16 protein-coding genes are annotated in these 18,800 nt (G+C 70.6%); 5 read left to right on the top strand and 11 right to left on the bottom strand.

Translation table 11 applies throughout. The annotated features are described in order from the left end of the window. Positions 1 to 34: 34 nt before the first annotated feature. A complete protein-coding gene (locus LPA41_RS22675; protein WP_229072746.1) occupies positions 35 to 1,486 on the bottom strand; it encodes an MFS transporter in 1,452 nt (483 codons plus the stop codon). A 108-nt stretch (positions 1,487 to 1,594) separates the two neighbouring features. On the opposite strand from LPA41_RS22675, the gene LPA41_RS22670 reads away from it, so the two are divergent. Continuing rightward, positions 1,595 to 2,242, top strand: a complete 648-nt coding sequence (locus LPA41_RS22670) for a TetR/AcrR family transcriptional regulator (protein ID WP_229072744.1) — start codon at positions 1,595 to 1,597, stop codon at positions 2,240 to 2,242. On the opposite strand, the gene purU is transcribed toward LPA41_RS22670, so the two are convergent. Beyond that, positions 2,243 to 3,148 carry a formyltetrahydrofolate deformylase gene (purU, locus tag LPA41_RS22665; RefSeq protein WP_229072743.1) on the bottom strand — a complete coding sequence of 302 codons (906 nt, stop codon included), beginning with the start codon at positions 3,146 to 3,148 and terminating at the stop codon, positions 2,243 to 2,245. A 331-nt stretch (positions 3,149 to 3,479) separates the two neighbouring features. On the opposite strand from purU, the gene LPA41_RS22660 reads away from it, so the two are divergent. Continuing rightward, positions 3,480 to 3,767, top strand: coding sequence for a hypothetical protein (locus LPA41_RS22660; protein ID WP_229072741.1), 288 nt, complete (start codon positions 3,480 to 3,482; stop codon positions 3,765 to 3,767). 258 nt (positions 3,768 to 4,025) lie between these two features. On the opposite strand, the gene LPA41_RS22655 is transcribed toward LPA41_RS22660, so the two are convergent. From LPA41_RS22655 to LPA41_RS22645, 3 genes are read right to left on the bottom strand one after another with little or no spacing between them, the layout of a single operon-like run. Then, entirely contained in the window at positions 4,026 to 4,463 is a 438-nt protein-coding gene (locus LPA41_RS22655) for a hypothetical protein (protein ID WP_229072739.1), read from the bottom strand. Between the two features lie 24 nt (positions 4,464 to 4,487). After that, entirely contained in the window at positions 4,488 to 6,338 is a 1,851-nt protein-coding gene (locus tag LPA41_RS22650; RefSeq protein ID WP_229072737.1) for an ATP-binding protein, read from the bottom strand. Beyond that, on the bottom strand, positions 6,335 to 7,024 hold the full coding sequence (locus LPA41_RS22645) for a response regulator transcription factor (RefSeq protein ID WP_229072735.1): 690 nt from the start codon (positions 7,022 to 7,024) through the stop codon (positions 6,335 to 6,337). Before LPA41_RS22645 ends, LPA41_RS22650 begins: the two co-directional genes overlap by 4 nt. A gap of 156 nt (positions 7,025 to 7,180) precedes the next feature. Between LPA41_RS22645 and asnB the strand changes: the two genes are divergently transcribed. Then, the gene (gene asnB, locus LPA41_RS22640; protein WP_229072733.1) at positions 7,181 to 9,088 is read left to right on the top strand and encodes an asparagine synthase (glutamine-hydrolyzing); all 1,908 of its coding nucleotides are present in this window, start codon (positions 7,181 to 7,183) and stop codon (positions 9,086 to 9,088) included. Positions 9,089 to 9,115: 27 nt separating this feature from the next. On the opposite strand, the gene LPA41_RS22635 is transcribed toward asnB, so the two are convergent. Then, complete coding sequence (locus tag LPA41_RS22635) at positions 9,116 to 12,157, bottom strand: NACHT domain-containing NTPase (RefSeq protein WP_374238196.1); 3,042 nt, start codon at positions 12,155 to 12,157, stop codon at positions 9,116 to 9,118. 183 nt (positions 12,158 to 12,340) lie between these two features. After that, positions 12,341 to 12,895, bottom strand: coding sequence for a DUF4142 domain-containing protein (locus tag LPA41_RS22630; RefSeq protein ID WP_229072729.1), 555 nt, complete (start codon positions 12,893 to 12,895; stop codon positions 12,341 to 12,343). Between the two features lie 119 nt (positions 12,896 to 13,014). On the opposite strand from LPA41_RS22630, the gene LPA41_RS22625 reads away from it, so the two are divergent. Continuing rightward, a complete protein-coding gene (locus LPA41_RS22625) occupies positions 13,015 to 13,332 on the top strand; it encodes an STAS domain-containing protein (protein WP_229072726.1) in 318 nt (105 codons plus the stop codon). 23 nt (positions 13,333 to 13,355) lie between these two features. On the opposite strand, the gene LPA41_RS22620 is transcribed toward LPA41_RS22625, so the two are convergent. Then, positions 13,356 to 14,312, bottom strand: a complete 957-nt coding sequence (locus LPA41_RS22620; protein ID WP_229072725.1) for a sigma-70 family RNA polymerase sigma factor — start codon at positions 14,310 to 14,312, stop codon at positions 13,356 to 13,358. A gap of 112 nt (positions 14,313 to 14,424) precedes the next feature. Between LPA41_RS22620 and LPA41_RS22615 the strand changes: the two genes are divergently transcribed. After that, positions 14,425 to 15,219, top strand: coding sequence for an alpha/beta fold hydrolase (locus LPA41_RS22615; RefSeq protein ID WP_229072723.1), 795 nt, complete (start codon positions 14,425 to 14,427; stop codon positions 15,217 to 15,219). Here LPA41_RS22615 and LPA41_RS22610 read toward each other — a convergent pair. The 3 genes from LPA41_RS22610 to LPA41_RS22600 form a co-directional block, all read right to left on the bottom strand. After that, positions 15,197 to 17,500 (bottom strand): excinuclease ABC subunit UvrA, encoded by a 2,304-nt coding sequence (locus LPA41_RS22610; RefSeq protein WP_229072722.1) that lies wholly within the window; start codon positions 17,498 to 17,500, stop codon positions 15,197 to 15,199. The genes LPA41_RS22615 and LPA41_RS22610 overlap by 23 nt on opposite strands. A 39-nt stretch (positions 17,501 to 17,539) precedes the next feature. Beyond that, complete coding sequence (locus LPA41_RS22605; protein WP_229072720.1) at positions 17,540 to 18,091, bottom strand: MerR family transcriptional regulator; 552 nt, start codon at positions 18,089 to 18,091, stop codon at positions 17,540 to 17,542. Between the two features lie 238 nt (positions 18,092 to 18,329). Beyond that, positions 18,330 to 18,794 carry a bifunctional nuclease family protein gene (locus LPA41_RS22600; protein ID WP_229072719.1) on the bottom strand — a complete coding sequence of 155 codons (465 nt, stop codon included), beginning with the start codon at positions 18,792 to 18,794 and terminating at the stop codon, positions 18,330 to 18,332. Positions 18,795 to 18,800 lie beyond the last annotated feature (6 nt).

The following is an 18,800-nucleotide window of genomic DNA, read 5'->3' as shown; positions in this document are numbered from 1 at the left end:
CCGCAGGGTCAGCGCCCGGGCACACGCCGCAGGGTCAGCGCTTGGCCAGGTGCGGGAGGTGCAGTTCCTCGGGCTCCGGCGGCAGGTCCCCCACGCCGGTGGCGACGGCCTGTTCGTGGCGCCGGTGGGCGGACGGCAGCGCCAGCGCGGCCAGGACCGCGAGGACGCCGACTCCGGCGCAGACCGCGAAACCCCAGGTGAAGGCGTCGTCGGTGGGCAGGCCCTGTGGGGTGCTGTGCGAGGAGAGGACGGCCGCGACCACGGCGGTGCCGATGCTGCTGCCGATGGTCCGGGCGATCGTGTTGACGCTTGTGGCCTCGCCGGTCTGCTTGGCCGGGACGGCTTCGATGATGGCGTTGGACATGCCGGCGAAGGCGAGGCCGATGCCGGTGCCGGTGAAGACGCCGGAGAGCAGCACCTGCCACAGCTCGCCGTGGCCGATCGTGGGCAGGGTGAAGGCGGCGACCACGGCGAGGGTGCCGAGGAAGAGTGGCAGCTTGGGGCCGTAGCGGCGGGTGAGTATGCCGGCCAGCGGGCCGAAGATGACCATGAAGAGCACGGTGGGCAGCAGGAACAGGCCGGATTGGGAGACCGACTTGCCGAAACCGTATCCGGTGGCGGCGGGGAGTTGGAGCAGCATCGGCACCAGCAGGAACGTGCCGAACATGGCGAAGCCGAGCATCACGGCGACCACGTCGGTGGCCCAGACGCCGCGGATGCGCATCAGGCGCATGTCGATCAGCGGGTCGGCGGTGCGGAGCTCGACCAGCACGAAGACGGCCATCAGCACGGCGCCGCCGGCGAGCAGGCCGACGGTCTTGGCGTCGCCCCAGCCCCAGGCCTGGCCCTTGCTGACCGCGAGGAGCAGCGCGACCAGGGAGGCGGAGAGCAGGGCGGTGCCGGCCACGTCGAGGCGGCCGGGGGTACGCACCGGCGACTCCTTCATGCCGAAGACCGCACCGGCCAGGGCGATCAGGACGAGGACCAGTGGCAGCCAGAACAGCCAGTGCCAGGAGAGGTGTTCGACGATCGGGCCGGCGGCCACGATGCCGACGCCCGCGCCGACCCCGAAGATCGCCGAGAGCAGGCCGACGATCACGCCGACGCGTTCGCGGGGCAGCTCGTCGCGGACGATGCCGATGGAGAGCGGCATGATCGCGCCGGCGGCGCCTTGCAGGATCCGGGCCACGATCAGCACGGTCAGGTTGGGCGCGACGGCGGCGAGGACCGTACCGGCGGCGAGCGCGACCAGGACGCCGATCAGGACCTTGCGCTTGCCCGCCATGTCGCCGAGGCGCCCGAGGATCGGGGTCAGCACCGAGGCGGCGAGCAGGTACGCCGTGATCACCCAGCTGATGTCGCTGGTGGAGACCTGGAGATCGCGGGCGATCGTGGAGAGCGCGGGCGCCACCAGGGACTGCAGCACGGCGAAGGCCAGGCCGCCGAGCGACAGGTAGAGGGTGAGGAGTTTAGGAGACCGCGTCATGGAGTCCTCGTAGCTAAGTAAACGATCGCTGACTTACCCAGTATCGGCACGCGGCCGGGCAAGTCAACGATTGTTTACGTCACACCTCGTGATCGCTAAGCTGAACGAATGACCAACCCCCGGCGCCGGGACGCGGCTGCCACCAGGCAATTGCTGCTGGACGCCGCCCGGCGGCGCTTCGCCGAGGACGGCTACAGCGCGACGTCGGTGCGCGACATCGCCACGGACGCCGGGGTCAACGTCGCGCTGATCAGCCGGTACTTCACATCGAAGGAAGGGCTCTTCCGCGCCTGCCTGCGCGGCACCGTCGACGACCTCAAGCAGAGTGTGTTCGAGAACACCACCCTCGAGTCGGCCACAGGGCTGATCGCCGAGAAGGTGGGCGGGCCGCACACCGAGCAGCCGAATCAGTTGTTACTGCTGCTGCGTTCCTCCGGCGACGAGGCGGCCGAGCAGATCAGGCTGGACACCCTCGGCTCACTCGGCCGGCGCCTCGCGGTCGCCGCGGGCGGCGAGCCGGACGACCCGGAGTTGCTGCTGCGGGCCCAACTCGTGCTCGCCGCCGCGCTGGGCACGGTGATCCTGCGGGCGGCGCGCTTGCAGCCGCTCGCCACCGCCGGCCAGGACGAACTGACCGGCTGCTTCCAGAACCTCGTCGCCGCCCTGCTCGCACCGGCCCCCGAAAGAACGGCCGCCGAAGGAACAGCCACCGAAGAAGCGGCCGCCGAGAATGCGGGCCCCGAAGAACAGGCGTGATCAGGCGAAGACGATCGTGTGGTTGCCGTGCCGGATGACCCGGTCCTCGGCATGCCACTGCACCGCCCGCGACAGCACCGCGCGCTCCACATCCGCACCTCGGCGCTGAAGTTCGGGAACGGTGTGCGCGTGGTTCACCCGTACCACGTCCTGCTCGATGATCGGCCCCTCGTCCAGGTCCTCGGTCACGTAGTGCGCCGTCGCACCGACCAGCTTCACGCCCCGCTGCTTCGCCTTCGCGTAGGGCCCGGCCCCGATGAACGCGGGCAGGAAGCTGTGGTGGATGTTGATGATCGGCACACCGACCCGCTCGATGAAGTCCCCGGAGAGGATCTGCATGTAGCGGGCCAGCACCACGAAGTCGACGTTGCCCGCCAGCAGGCGCAGGTGCTGCGCCTCGGCGGCGGACTTGTCCGGGCCCTGTGACGGCACGTGGAAGTACGGGATCCCGAAGGAGCGCACCTCGTCGGCCATGTCGGGGTGGTTCGAGATCACCATGGCCACGTTGATCGGCAGGTCGCCGCGGCGGTGCCGCCAGAGCAGGTCGAGCAGGCAGTGCCCGTCCTTGGACGCGAAGATCGCGACGCGTTTCGGCACGGACAGGTCCCGCAGCGTGTATTCCAGCTCGAACCCGTCGGCGAGCTGCTCGCGCAGGTCGCGTTCGATCGCCGGCAGGGCGGCCTTGAGCCCGGGCCGGCTGAAGACGGTCCGCTGGAAGAAGGCGCCGCCGTGCGGGTTGTCCGAGTGCTGGTCCAGCTGCACGATGTTCGCCTCGTGCCGGCCGAGCACCGCACTGATGGCCGCGACGATCCCGGTCCGGTCCCGGCCGTGCACGATCAGGACGGCCTGGTCGGCGGCGGCGGGCACGGTGTGCGGCGGGGCGGGGGCCTGCTGGGTCAGAGACACGTTCGGTGGTCCTTCCGGAGGTACACGGTCGCCCGATGATCGTGCCTGGCGGCCGCGCGCGGTGACCGGCAGGGTCCCGGCATCCCATCTGGTTGACTCCCGGGCAGCTTCCGCTGGGCGGAACACGGCTGACGATAAGTCCCGGATGGATCTTCTGACACGCCGCGTGATCAACCTGTTACCAGGCGTGCGTGTCCGCCTCCCACCTGCACCGGGGCCGCGCGAACGCCGTACCCATAAGTGATCATCGTGAATGGGTCAAGCGGCGAAGATCGGCACCTGCCGCTCTACCGTGTGGGAGCCAAGCAAGATCCGAGAAAGGAATCCTGCTATGCGGAGCACACGTAAAGGTAAGGGACGCGCAGCCGTACTCGCCCTCACCACCCTGGGCGTCACGGTACTGAGCGTGACGCGCATCAAGGACACCGTCAGCGACGGGTCCTGCGTGCGGATCCGCTACCTCGACGCCGGCACCTGGAGCACCCAGGCGACCAGCTGCGACTCGGCCGGTTACTCGTACACGTTCAACGACCGCAACGGCAGCCCGGCCTCGTACTTCGTCGGGCAGCTCACCGCCTCCGGCGCGCAGACCGGGCAGTACCTCAACGTCGGCTACTGATCGAGCGGTGCCGGGCCACTGCGGCCCGGCACCCTCCGCGCGGAGAGGAAGAGAAGCGATGCGGCGTACGCTCCTCGCGCTCGCGATCCTGCCGGCGGCCCTCGCCGCCTGCGCCACACCGGCGTCCGGGCCACCCGCCGAACAGTTGATGCGTGACGCGTTCGACCGCGGTGACGTGGCCGTCGCGGACGCGTTCGGCTACTGGCACCAACGCAACGAGCGGATGGCGCAATGCGTGCGGCCGGCCGGCTTCACCTATCAGCCGCACGTGGACCGGGCCGCGATCGACACCCGCCGCGCGCTGGGACTGACCCGGGAGCAGTTCACCGACCGGTACGGGTACGGCATCACCACACTCATCGACTTCGTGCCCGCCGGCACCGCCGTGGTGGACCCCAACAGGATCGCCCTGGACCGGCTCGACCCGGCCCGGCAGGCCCGCGTCGCCGGGCAGCTCGACCACTGCGCGCGCACCGTCACCGCGGAGCTCGGGCCGGCGCGGGCACCACCGGCGTACGCCTCGCCGACGTACTGCCCCCGAAGCAACTCGCGGCCCTCGACGCGCTGCGGACGAAGGAACTCGCCGAGGCCCGCGTCGTGCAGCCCTGCCAGTTCACGTACGACGACGTCTACCGCGCGGTCTACCGGGAGACCCTGGACGCCGCGCTGGCCGGCCGGTTCTGACGCCAGGCTCACAGGACTCAAAACCGTACGCCGGGCTCAGAGGCCGTACGCGAACCGGTCGCCGGGTGCCGGCAGCCGCACCTCGAACGTGGTGCCCAGCCCCGGGGTGCTCGACGCCGTGATGCTGCCGCCCTGGTCGTCCACGATCCGGCGGGCGATCGTCAGGCCCAGGCCGGAGCCGCCGGTCGTCCGCTGCCGGGCCGGGTCGGCTCGCCAGAACCGGTCGAACACCCGGTCCACCTCTTCCGGGGCCATGCCGACGCCGGTGTCCCGTACGCTCAGGATCGCTCCCTCGGCGTCGCCGCGCACCCGGATCTCCACCCGCCCGCCCGCGTCGGTGTACCGGATCGCGTTGCTCAGTAGATTGCCGATCACCTGGCGGGTACGGTCCGGGTCGGCACGCACCTCGGCCGGTCCGGGCGCGTCCACGGTCAGCTCCACACCGGCGTTCGCGGCCACCACGGCGTGCGCGGTCGCGGTCGTGACGGCCAGCTCGGCCAGGTCCACCGGCACCGGGGCGTAACCCAGTTCGCCCGCCTCGGCCAGCGCGAGCACCTGGAGGTCGTCCAGGATCCGGCGCTGCAGCAGGGTCTCCTCGTGCAGCGAGGCGAACAGCTCGGGGCTGGGCTCGATCACCCCGTCGGCCAGGCCCTCCAGGTAGCCCCGCAGATTGGACAGCGGCGTCCGCATCTCGTGGGCGACGTCCGCGATCAGCCGGCGCTGCCGCTCCTCGCTGCGCTGCAGCGCCTCGGCCATCGAGTTGAACGACTTGGAGAGCGCCGCCAGATCGTCCGCGCCGCCGAAGTCCGGCACCCGCACGTCCAGCCGGCCCGCCGCGAGCTGCAGCGACGCACCGGTCAGCAGGCGCACCGGGCGGCTCACCCGGCGGGCTATCCAGGCGGTGCCGAGGGCCGCGGCCACCACCACCCCGGCCACCGCGAAGACCGCCGGCCGGCCCATGTCGGAGATGTCGGTGTCCCGCGCCGCCCCGAAGTAGATCTCCACGGGCACCGCCGACGTGGTGAGTGCGCCCATGGTGAACGCGTTCGCCAGGCATTCGCCGAACATCGGCAGCAGCGACCGGCAGTTCGACAGCTCCGCCCACCGGGCCTGCCGCCACTCGCGTTCGGCGCTGATCCGGTGGCGCGCCGACGCGGCGCACGACGGCTCGGCCCGCAACTGCTCCTGGTCCAGGTAGGGCGGTTCGCTGCGAGCCAGCGCGGACGACCAGGCCGGGTCGTGCCCGGCCGCGCAGCGCACCCGCAGCAGCGCGGCCCGGTACTGCACGAGCTGGTGCAGGGCCTGCACCTGCGGTTCGTCCTCCGGGAGCGGGCCGAACAGGTCGGCCGGCAGCCTCGGCAGGGCCGGTAGGGGTAGGCGGCGGGCGGCGGCCTTCTGCGCGAGGGCCGCCGCCGCCGCGTCGGGCGGCACCGGGGTGCCGACGGGTGGGGTCGCCGTGCCGGCCGGGGGTGCCGCGTCGCCGGACACCCGGGCCGTCGCCGCCAGCCGCCCGGCCGCGGCGGCGATCCGCGGGTCCAGCGCCGGCACCGGTTCGACCCGGCGGGACAGCATCTGCACCGGGCCGGCCGCCCGCTTCTCCAGGTTGTCCGAGTCGGTGAGCACGACGCCGTCCGCGGTCACCACCCGGATGTGCAGGCTGGTGTCTCCGGACATCTCCCGCACCACGCCGTCGATGCCGACCCACCTCCCGTTGCGGATGCCGAACCGGCGGATCTCGTCGATGATCGCCGCCTCGTGCTTGTCCCGCGCCTGATCCACCCGGGCCGCCTCACGGGAGGTGAGACTGATCGTCAGGTAGGCGGTCGCCCCGATCGCGGTCACCGCCACGACCAGCACCAGCACGAAGATCCGCAGGCGGAAGCTCACCGTTCGGCCATCCGGTAGCCCCGGCCGTAGACCGTCTGCACGTACCGCGGCTCCCCCGGATCCTTCTCGATCTTGCGGCGCAGGTTGACGATGTGGGCGTCGACCGTGCGGTCCGAGACGTCGTTCTCGAAGCCGAAGGTCTTGTCCAGGATCTGCGCCCGGGTGAACACCCGGCCCGGCTCGCGGGCCAGCAACTCCAGGATCCCGAACTCCTTGGACGTCAGCCGGACCGGCTCGCCGGCCACCCGCACCTCGAACCTCGGCCCGTCCACCTCCAGGTCACCGACCCGCAGGACCTCGCTGTCCCCGGCGCCGCGGGTGCGCCGCAGCAGCGCCCGGATCCGCGCGGTCAACTCGCGGGGGCTGACCGGCTTGGCCAGGTAGTCGTCGGCACCGATGTCGAGGCCGAGCAGCATGTCGTTCTCCGCCGAGCGGGCGGTGACCATCACGATCGCCACGTCCGACTCGGCGCGCAGGATCCGGCACACGTCGAGGCCGTCGACCAGCGGCATCATCACGTCCAGCACGATCAGGTCGGGCCGGCGGGCGCGGGCCTGTTCCAGGGCCGCACGCCCGTCACCCACCGTCAGCACCTGGTGGCCCTCTCGTTCCAGGTAGAGGCGGATCAGCTGGGCGTGCTTCGGATCGTCGTCGGCAACGAGAATGCGGGCGGTCACGGCTCGCATTGTGGCTCAGCCGCGCGAACGTGCCCAAGGAATGTCAAGTTCCGGTGAAGAACCGGCCCGGCTTCCGGTGCGGTCACGGATCCGCGACGGAACCGCACAGGTTCTTCACAAGCCCGGGCCTACGGTCGCCTCCCGATCACCCCCCAGGAGGCTTCGATGTGTGGTCTGAGCGCATTCGTCAGCAGCCGGCCCGACGCGGGGCCGCCGGACGCCGCGACGGCGGCGGCCTTCAGTGCCGCGCTCGCCACGATGTGGCACCGCGGACCCGACGACACCCGGATCGAGTACGGCGACGGGTACGCGTTCGGCTTCAACCGGCTCGCGATCATCGACCGGGAGCTCTCCGCGCAGCCGCTGCACTACGCCGGGCGCTGGACCGTGGTCTTCAACGGCGAGATCTACAACTACCGTGAGCTGCGCGCCGCCCTGATCCGCGAGCACCAGGCGACGTTCGCCACCGACGGCGACTCCGAGGTCCTGGCCGCGGCCTTCCACTACTGGGGTGAGGCCGCCCTCCCCCGGCTGCGCGGCATGTTCGCGTTCGTCGCCTACGACCACCGGACCGGCACCCTGCACGCCGCCCGGGACGCGTTCGGCATCAAGCCGCTCTACCTGCTGGAGACCACGGACGGCCTGTTCCTGGCGAGCGAACGCAAGGCGCTCGACCCGTTCGCCGCGCCCGCCGGGGCCGCCCTCGACGCCGACGCGCTCGCCCACTACCTGACGTTCCAGTACGTGCCCGACCCGCTCACCCTGCACCGGCACATCCGCCGCCTGCCGCCGGGCCACCGGCTGGTCTGGACAGCGGGCGGCGGGGTGCGCCAGTACCGCTGGTTCAAGCCGTCGCTGCGGCCGCTGCACCTGCAGCCGGAAGCCGCCTACCAGGCGATCCAGGACGCCCTGACCGCCAGCGTGCACCGGCACATGCACGCGGAGGTACCGGTCGGCGCGTTCCTCTCCAGCGGCGTGGACTCCTCGGCGATCGTGTCCCTGGCCTCCCGGATCAAGCCGGACCTGCACGCCTTCACCGCCGGTTTCGCCGCCGGCGGGTACAGCGAGATCGAGGTGGCAGCGGACACGGCAGAGCAATTGGGCGTACGGCTGACCCCCACCGTGGTCACCGACGAGGACGTGCTCGCGCACCTGCCGAAGATCGTGCAGCTGCTGGACGACCCGGTGGCCGACCCCTCGCTGATCCCGCTCTACTTCCTGGCCCGGACCGCCGCGCAGCACGTCACCGTGGTGCTCTCCGGCGAGGGCTCGGACGAGCTGTTCGGCGGTTACAAGATCTACCGGGAGCCGCTGTCGCTGGCCGGCGTGGACCGGTTGCCGGCCGGCATGAAGCGCGGCCTGCGCCACCTCGCCGATGTGCTGCCCGAGGGCGTCCGGGGCCGCTCGTTCCTGGAACGCGGGACCACCCCGATCGAGCAGCGCTACTACGGCAACGCCCGGATCTTCTCGGCCGAGGAGAAGGCGCGTCTGCTGCGCTACACCGCGCAGCCGCACACCGACATCACCGGCCCGCTCTACGCCGAGACCGCCGACGTCGACGACGTGGCGTCCATGCAGTACGTCGACCTGCACACCTGGCTGCCCGGCGACATCCTGGTCAAGGCGGACCGGATGTCGATGGCACACAGCCTGGAGCTGCGGGTGCCGTTCCTGGACCAGCAGGTCTACGCGGCCGCCGCCGGCCTGTCCACCGAACTGAAACTGCCCGCCGGCTCGCGCTCCACCAAGCACGCCTTCCGGGAGGCGATGCGCGGCATCGTGCCGGAGTCGGTGCGCGACCGCGACAAGCTGGGCTTCCCCACCCCGACCCGGCTGTGGCTGCGCGGCCCCATCGGCGACTGGGTGGACACCCTGCTCGCCGGCTCCCAGGCCGGCGACCTGATCGACCTGAACTACGCCCGCGGCCTGCTCGCCGAACACCGCCGCGGCGACGCCGACCGGTCCCGCAAGGTCTGGACGGTCGCCATGTTCTGCCTGTGGCACGCCATCGCCGTCGAGAAGTCCATCACCGTCGAACCGTCCCGGGCCCCGATCGGTCTGGTCCAGGCGTAGCCGGAACATACCGGGCCGTGGCCGTGGTCAGACCCATTCGGCGGACAGCTCGTTGGCCAGCGAGAAGGCCATGTCCGGGTCCTGGTCCCGGTGCGCCGCCACGATGTCGAGAAGGAAATCAGGCACACCCGCCTCCATGACGGCGAACCGCAGGCGAGGATGTCGCCGGATCAGCCACAGATTGTTGGCCGCGAGCAGCGCCATCGGCAGGGTGAATTCCTGGGCCGCGGTGAACGAGTGAGGAAGCGTCGCGCCAAGAATCCGGTCAAGGGTCCCCGGATCGAGGCGCGATGCGTCCTGAGTCAGGCAGAGTGCCAGCAGACTCAAGCTGCTCTCGTGAGGTGACCGGCCGGCGGCACCCTCCAGCCAGTCGGCGAGCCGACGGTAACGGCGCTCGTCCCGAGGCGCCAGACCAGTCAGACCCCCCGTCGATCGGAGTCCGAGCGTCAGGTCGACGACTCGGCGGTGGAAGTCGCGCTGGAAGTGGGTTATCTCGGGACGGCTGAGGACGTCCCCACCGGTCAGGTTGAAAGTCGCCCAGCCGGCCCTCAGAACGGCGGTCAGAAAGGCGTCGCCGGTCAGAAGTGCCTCGTCGATCTCCGACGGGCTCGGAGATCGACGGGATCTGCGCAACAGACGCTCACCGACGCGGGTGAACGAGGCGAAGAAGCTCTTCTGCACCTCAGCGTCGAGGCCTGTGCGCCACAACCGCACGCTGCTCTGCAGATTCGGAGCGTCCGGCGGCCCGCACAATTCGTCGACCGGGACGCCGGTGTCGGAGGAGGCCATGGCCAGCAGAACCAGATTCGCCGTGTACGCGGCTGTGCGGCTGACCACGTCGAAGGGCGTCGGCAGGTAAGGGTCGTGCTGGATGCGCCGTCGCGCTGATCTGAACAATTCGACCGACACCTCGCGCAGCGCCGCGCGCACGTTCTCCTCCTTGGCGGCGATCATCCCGACCACGAAGGGGAGTACCTGCTCGCCATTGGTGAGCGGTTGGTGGGACAGCAGCGTCCGCAGCACGCGCTCATCGAGATTGGGCCGGTAGGAACGGCGGCGGGCCCGCTGCCAATCCTCCGCCAGAACGGTCAGCAATTCGACCGCGTGCTCGGCGACGAGATACTCCGCGAACGTCGCGTGAAGAAACTCGTACGACCGACGGCTGCGGGCGCGTGTCTCGTCGCCGGCCTGGGCCACGTGGACGAAGAAGAACGCGGCGACCGTTCGCCGCGCCCGGCTGACCGGCTCGCCCAATACGGAATCCGGCTGCTCCGCCTCAGGGTGCAACGCCTCGAGATCACGGCCCAGGTCCTCTTCCCCGACCCATTGACGTCTCCGGTTGAACATGGCGAAGGCCACTGCGGCAAGGTCACGCCGGCTGTCCGCCTCCCGTTCGGCGAACCGGGCTTTGCCAAGATCCGTCTTCGCCTTCTCGCGAACCTGGCGGCGGATGAACGAGTCCAGCAAAAGTCGGTAGAGCCGATCCGTTGACAGGTCGTCCGCCGCGAGGCTGCCGTGACCGGCGTCCGCCGCGTACACGGCGAGCATGAGCAGCAACAACGGTTGCCCAGCAAGGTCCTCGTGCCGCCAGAACTCTGCCGCCGGCAACGGGCGGAAGCCCGGCTGGTCTCGGTTCGCCGCATTCCACGCGCGTGTCCACCGCTCCACCTGCGGCTCGTTGAACGGCTCCAGCTTGAGCACGACGGTGCCCTCGCGAACCACCGTGCGGTCCATCACCAGCGTGCGGGACGTGATGATCACGACCACCGGGCGCCCCAGCTCCCACTCCTCCCGCTGGAAGGTCGCGGCCTGTTCGATGTAGTGCGACTGAGTGACCCCGGTTGCCTGCACCAGTTCGTCGAAGCCGTCCAGCAACACCACCTTCGTGGTGTCCGAGGCGCGGCACAGATCGCCCCAGGAGATCCGCTCCTTGGTGGCCAGCTCGACGGCTGCCACGACCTGCTCGTGGATCGGCAGCTCCGGGTCGACCCGGCGCAACGGCACCCGGATCGTGGTGAACGACTCGGTCGGCACCCGGGCAGCAAGGACTTCGGTGAGCAGAGACTTCCCCGCACCCGGATGACCGAGGATCACCAGCGGGTTCTGAGTACTGGCCGGCGCGACGAGATGGCCGGTGAGAAACTTCTCCAGGTCGTATCCGATCGCCTGCCCGCGCCACCAGGACTCATCGCCCAGGTTTGAGTCCTTGCCACAGACCACCAATCGGAACCGCGGACTCACGAATCCGTCCTCCACGGTGGGGAAGACCAAGCCCTTCAACGCGTCCGATCGCCACAGCGGCCGGCTCAGGCCCGCCGCGTAGTGCTGGCGCAGGCCACGCACGGCCGCAGGCGCCGCCCCGTCCATGATCGCCGTCAGTCGTCGCTCCAGCCCGGTCAGGGTCTCGGTCTGGCGGTGTACCGCTGCCCGGGTGGCCGCGTGCTCGTCCAGCTGCGACCAGATGCCGAACTCCGGAACGTCGACCGCGAGCCGCACATATCGCTCCCGGTAGAGCCGCAACGCGACACCGACGACGGCGTCGGTCGCCGGTATGGTCATGCCCTGCGCCGCGTCCAGCCCCATGGTGAAGCCACGGAAGGCCGTGTGCATCGCGGACAGCGCTTGCTTCACTGCCGGAAGGTTGCCCTCAAAACCGGTCATGGCATCCGGCATCGGCACCGTGTTGCGGACCCCCAGCGGGAGTGTCTCGCCGCGAGCGATGCGCTCCCGCTCCTCGTCGGTGAGCCTCAGGTCCTCGAATCGGTCACCGATGTACTGCTGGAGAGCGTCGAAGAACGACGACACCGCCAGTACGGTGTGCGCCGCCTCGATCAACTCGTAGTGCCGCCTGCCCCGGCTGGACCGGATCCGTGCCGGTGCTCGCCCGACCAGCTCACGCAGCACGTTGTTCGCCTCGCCCTTGTAGTCGAACCAGCTCAGCAGCCCTTCCGCGAACGGCGCCACGAGCAGCATCGCGCCCCCGGTCGCCCGGCCGAGGAGGGTGAGCGGGTCCTCGCCGCCGATGAGCAGGCGGACCGCCTCCGGATAGGACAGTCGGGTTCTGGCCACGGCCGCAGAGTATCGAGACGCCGCACCGGGCGTAATCCACCGACCCGGGGACGGTGCGGGTCCCGGCGTGACGCGGATCAGCGGCCGTCCGAGGGGTCGCTGGTGCCCGCCTGCGCCAGGGCAGGGCTGCGGACGCGGCGGGGCGGCGGAAGCAGCACCACCCGCACCGCGGCCGGATGCCGGTCAGTCGTGGTGCCGGCCGCCCTGGGTGTAGCCCACCATGTTCTCCGCGGCGGCCTGGGCGCGCAGCTTCCCGTGGTGGCTCGCGATGACGGGCGCGGCGCCGGCGGCGAGTTCGCGCACCTCGGCGTTGTCGCTCTCGGCAGCCGCGGTCCGGGTCTTCTTCAGGGACTCGCGGTGCGCGGCGAGCTGGGTGGCGACGAAGTACTCGTCGAAGGTGTCGGTGCCGGCGGCCTGGTAGCGGCGGGCGAGTGCCTGCTGCTCCTCGGTGGGCGCGGTGGGCAGGGAGACCCGCAGTTCCCGGGCCACCTGGGTGAGTTTGGCGTCCATCACGATGTGGTCGCGGATGAAGGTGACGGCGATGTCCTTGATCCCGCGGTCGGCGCTCTTGGTGAAGGCGATGCGGCCTGCGGCGATCTCGGCGAGGTTCACCTGGTGCGCGGCCACGAGGTAGCCGGCGTCCGGGCTGGAGACGTCGGGGTCGGCCTGAGCCGCGGCGGCGGGCAGGAGCAGCGTCCCGGTGAGCCCGAGGACGGTGGCGATGCGCCGGAAAAGCATTCTGATCTCCTTCTGTAGGGATTTCAGGCTATCCACGGCTATTGAGCGTATTTCGCGATTTCGGAGGGTTGGCCCCTGCGGGCCGATGAGTTCGGCCGCGCTCGCCGGTCGTACCGGGCATGGCGCTGCTCTTCCCGGTCGGTACGGCGGTCCGCCGCGCGGAGATCCCGGCGCTCTGCGCCGACCTGGCCGACCGGCTGCGCGGCCGGCCGGGCGGGATCGTGATCTGTGACGTGGGGGGCACGGAACCACCCGGCGTCGCCACCGTCGAGGCCCTCGCCCGGCTGCGGCTCACCGCGAGACGGCACGGGTGGCGCCTGCACCTGCGCGACGCGGGTCCCGAGGTGTGGCAGCTGCTGGACCTGCTCGGCCTGACCCGGGCGATGACACCGGAGGAGCGACCGGCGACCGGTCCGCCCGGCGACCGGCCGGCCTGAGATCCGGGTCTGTCCGAGCGGGCTCAGTCCAAGCGGGCGGGCAGGCCGAAGAAGGGGAACAGACGGGCGGTGTCGATGAAGTTGGTGACCGACGCGATCCGTCCGCCGGTGATCTCCAGGACGATCAGGGCCCACGGCTCGTGGCCCGGGCCGCCGACGGCCCGCCGGTACTGGGCGAAAGCCGGCAACCCGTTCGCCACGGTCGGCAGCAGGCGCGACCCGCGGCAGCCGGCGCCGGTGCCGGACATCCAGGCCGAGATGTCGTCGTGGCCGCGCAACCAGAGCGGCAGCGGCGGCATGGACAGCGTGGCGTCCTCGTGCAGCAGCGTGGTCAGGGCGCCCAGGTCGTACGCCTCGAAGGCCTGCACGTACCGCGCCAGCAGTTTGCGCTGCTCCTCGTCGAGGGGCCGGTGGACGTCGGCGGCGGTGTCGGCCGCGGCGATGGTGGCCCGGGCCCGCTGGAGCGCGCTGTTCACCGACGCCACCGTGGTGTCGAGGAGCTCGGCCACCTCCTGCGCCGACCAGGCGAGCACCTCCCGCAGGATGAGCACCGACCGCTGCCGGGGCGGCAGGTGCTGCAGGGCCGCCACGAACGCCAGCCGGATCGTCTCCCGCTCGGTGATCACGTGAGCCGGATCCGTACGCTCCAGAATCTTCCCGTCCGGCACCGGACCCACCCAGATCTCCTCCGGACGCGGCTCGCCCGCGTCCGTGGCCAGGCCGGACCCGGCCGGCCCGAGATCCATCGGCCGCACCCGCCGCTGGGCGCTGCCCAGCATGGTCAGGCAGACGTTCGTGGCGATCCGGTAGAGCCAGGAACGCAGCGCGGACCGGCCCTCGAAGCTCTCGTAACCCTTCCAGGCCCGGATCATCGTGTCCTGCACGGCGTCCTCGGCCTCGAAGCCGGAGCCGAGCATGCGATAGCAGTATCCCGTCAGCTCGGGTCGGAAGGCTTCCAGCCGGGCCTCGATGTCGGTCACGCAGCCGAACTTAGCCGAACTCGAAATCGCCGCGCCACTGCCGATGAGTTCCGGGCATCCGGCCGGTCTACCTCCATGACACCGACAGAACACGAACCTCGCGGGAGCGGTCATGGCCTACGCCGACGTCAACGGCATCAACCTCTACTACGAGATCCAGGGCACCGGGCGCCCGCTGGTGCTGCTGCACGGCGGTCTCGGCTCCGGCGAGATGTTCGCGCCGATCCTGCCCGCCTTCACGGCCGGGCATCAGGTGATCCTGGTCGACCTCCAAGGCCACGGCCGCACCGCCGATGTGGACCGGCCGATCGACATCGCCACCATGGGTGACGACGTGGCGGCACTCATCGAGCACCTCGGGCTGGAGAGGCCGGACGTGGTCGGGTACTCGCTCGGCGGTGGCGTGGCGATGCATGTCGCGTTCCGGCACCCGGAGCGGGTGGGCCGCCTGGTCGCGGCGTCCGCCGGCATCCGGCGCGACGCCACCTATCCGGAGATCCTGGAGCAGCAGGGCCAGGTGACCGGGGCGTCGGCGGAGGTCATGAAGGACACCCCGATGTACGAGTCGTACCAGCGGCTCGCGCCCCGCCCGGAGGACTTCCCCCGGCTGCTGGACAAGATCGGCCAGGCGATGGCGAAGGACTATGACTTCACCGAGCAGGTCCAGGCCCTCCAGGTGCCCACGCTGATCGTGGCGGCGGACGCGGACCTGTGCCCGCCGAGCCACTTCGTGGAGGTGTTCGAGCTGCTCGACGGCGGTCTGCGGGACGGCGGCTGGATGGGCGAGGGCCGCCCCAAGGGCGGGCACGCCCTCGCCATCCTGCCTGGTCTGACCCACTACGACCTGGTCATGTCCCCGCTGTTCGCGGCGACGGCCCTCGGCTTCATCGACCAGCCGCAGAGCTGAGACCCGCCGGGCCGGGCCCGGCCGCGGAGGCGCCGGGCCCGGCGGCGGGGCTCACGTAGTCACGCAGGTACCGGGCGGTCAGGGTGTCCGTGGCGACCAGGTCGGCGGGTGTGCCGGTGAACACCACCCGGCCACCGTCATGCCCGGCGCCCGGCCCCAGGTCGACGATCCAGTCGGCGTGCGCCATCACCGCGAGGTGGTGCTCGATCACCACCACCGTGTTCCCGGCGTCGACGAGGCGGTCCAGCAGGCTCAGCAGCTGGTCGACGTCGGCCAGGTGCAGGCCGCTGGTCGGCTCGTCCAGCAGGTAGGTCGCGGTGCCGCCGCCCATGTGCACGGCCAGCTTGAGCCGCTGCCGTTCCCCGCCGGAGAGCGTGGTGAGCGGCTGCCCCAGGGTCAGATAGCCGAGACCCACCGCGGCCAGCCGGTCCAGGATCACCGACACCTGCCGCTCGGTGAAGAACTCGAGCGCGTCGGTGACCGGCATGGCCAGGACCTCACTGATGTCGCGGCCGCGCAGCTTGTGACCGAGCACCTCGGGGGTGAACCGCTTGCCCTCGCACTCCTCGCAGACCGTCGCCACCCCGGCCATCATCGCCAGGTCCACGTAGACCAGCCCGATGCCCTTGCAGTTGCGGCAGGCACCCTCCGAGTTGGCGCTGAACAGCGCCGGTTTGACCTTGTTCGCCTTGGCGAAGGCGGCGCGGACCGGATCGAGCAGACCGGTGTACGTGGCCGGATTGCTGCGCCGGGACCCGCGGATCGCCGACTGGTCCACCACGATCACGCCGTCGCGCCGCGGCAGCGAGCCGTAGATCAGGGAGCTCTTGCCGGACCCGGCCACCCCGGTCACCACGGTCAGCACCCCGGCCGGGATGTCCACCGACACGTCGCACAGGTTGTGCGTCCGGGCGTTGCGGATCGGCAGATCGCCGGTCCGCTTCCGGACATGCTGCTTCAGAGCGACCCGGTGGCCGAGGTAGCGGCCGGTGACCGTGTCCGAGGCGCGCAACCCGGCCACCGTTCCCTCGAACTGGATGCGCCCGCCGTTCGGGCCGGCGCCCGGTCCGAGATCGACCACGTGGTCGGCGATCGCGATGGTCTCCGGTTTGTGCTCGACGACGAGCACCGTGTTGCCCTTGTCCCGCAGCCGCCGCAGCAGCCCGTTCATCCGTTCGATGTCGTGCGGGTGCAGGCCCACCGTGGGTTCGTCGAAGACGTACGTGATGTCGGTCAGGGGTGAGCCGAGGTGCCGGACCATCTTGACCCGCTGCGCCTCGCCGCCCGACAGGGTGCCGGACTCCCGGTCCAGCGACAGGTAGCCGAGTCCGATCTCGACAAGGGAGTCCAGGGTCTGCCGCAGCGCCGCCACGGCCGGGGCGACGGCCGGCGCGGTGATGCCGGCCAGGAACGCGGCCAGGTCACTGACCTGCATCGCGGAGCACTCGGCGATGTTCTTCCCGTCGATCCGGGACGCCAGCACCTCGGGCCGCAGCCGGGCGCCGCCGCAGTCCGGGCAGACCGCGAACGTGACGGCCCGGTCGATGAAGGCGCGGATGTGCGGCTGCTGGGCGTCGCGGTCCTTGCTCAGGTACATCCGCTGCACCTTCACGACCAGGCCCTCGTAGCTGGTGTTGATCCCGGCGATCTTCACCTTGGTGGTCTCCCGGTGCAGGAAGTCGTGCAGTTCCTGCTCGGTGAAGTCGCGGATCGGCTTGTCCGGGTCGACGTAGCCGGACTCGGCGAAGTTCTTGACGTACCACCCGCCGGTGGCGAAGTTCGGCACCGTGATCGCCCCGCCGTTGATCGACAGGTCGCGGTCGATCAGCTCGTCGACGTCGATGGTCGACACCCGGCCGAGGCCCTCACAGCCCGTACACATGCCCTCGCCGTTGAACGAGTAGGCCAGGGCGCTGCCCGCGCCCGGCTCGGCGAGCCGGGAGAAGACGATCCGGAGCATGGTGTACGCGTCGGTCGCCGTCCCGAGCGTGGACCGGGCGTTCGCCCCCATCCGCTCCTGGTCCACCACGATCGCCGCGCTCAGGTTGTGCAGCGCGTCGACGTCCGGCCGGGCCGGACTGCCCATGAAGGACTGCAGGAACGCCGAATAGGTCTCGTTGATCAGTCGCTGGGACTCGGCCGCGATGGTGCCGAACACCAGCGACGACTTGCCGGAGCCGGAGACCCCGGTGAAGACGGTGAGGTGCCGTTTCGGAATGTCGACGGAGACGTCGAGGAGGTTGTTCTCGCGGGCGCCGCGGACCTGGATGGCTTCAGTCACCGCCCGAAGCTATCGCGGCAACCGGCCAGGAACTGACCGCTATCCCGCCCGGCGCCGTGCCCGCCGCGCCGCGAGCTCGTCACCCGCCGACGACTCCTCGGCGAGGCCACCGCCGACCGGCTGCGGGACCGCCGGCTCCGCCGGCAGGTGCGACAGGGAACCCTGGATCTCCTTGAAGGCACCGCCGATCGCGATGCCGAACACACCCTGGCCGCCCTGGAGCAGGTCGACGACCTCTTCCGGGGAGCGGCACTCGTAAACCGTCGTCCCGTCCGAGATCAGCGTGATCTCCGCGAGGTCGTCCACCCCGCGCGAGCGCAGCGTGTCGATCGCCCGGCGGATGTTCTGCAGCGAGACGCCCGCGTCCAGCAGCCGCTTGACGACCTTGAGAACCACCAGGTCGCGGAAGGAGTAGAGCCGCTGGGTGCCGGAGCCGGACGCGTCCCGCACACTCGGCACCACCAGCGTGGTGCGCGCCCAGTAGTCGAGTTGCCGATAACTGATGCCGACGGCCTGACAGGCGGTGACCCCGCGGTACCCGACTGAGCCGTCCTCGCCGACGAGTGGGCCTTCAAGAGGCTGCTCGTGCACGCGAATACCTCCCCCTGCCCATGAACGAATCTAGGCGGTATGCCGGTTCACCTGGACTTCACGAGCGTATATCTCAGCGCTGGCGGAAACATGGAGGTAACCGCACGACACGCCGCGTCCGGGCGAGCGAATCGGTCGGCGGGCTTCGATAGATGGGCCCGCTTCCGCCCACTTCAGTCCGCTTCGACACATCTGGGAAGGATCCGGCCCGGCAGGGGCCGGTGGAGCGGAGACCGGCTCAGCCGGCGAAGTCCTCCGGGCGCACCTGGTCGAGGAACTCGCGGAACTTCTCGACCTCGTCCTCCTGCTCGTCCGGGATGACGATGCCGGCCTCGGTGAGCACCTCGTCGGCGCACCGGATGGGCGCGCCCACGCGCAGCGCCAGGGCGATCGAATCGCTCGGCCGCGCGGACACCCGCAGGTCGTCACCGATGAGCAGGTCGGCGTAGAAGACGTTGTCCTTCAGCTCGGTGATCTCGACGGCCTTGAGCGGCGCGTCGAGGGCGGTGAGGATGTCGCGGAGCAGGTCATGGGTCAACGGCCGGGCCGGCTTGACGCCCTGCTGCTCGTACGCGATGGCGGTGGCCTCGACCGCACCGATCCAGATCGGGAGATAACGGTCGCCGTCAACCTCCCGCAGCAACACGATCGGCTGGTTGCTCGGCAGCTCCACCCGGACCCCGACCACGCTCAGCTCGCGCACCGCCCG

The organism is Actinoplanes sp. DH11, assembly GCF_020873875.1.
GTDB lineage: Bacteria > Actinomycetota > Actinomycetes > Mycobacteriales > Micromonosporaceae > Actinoplanes.
This window is presented reverse-complemented; position numbering and strand designations above follow the sequence as displayed.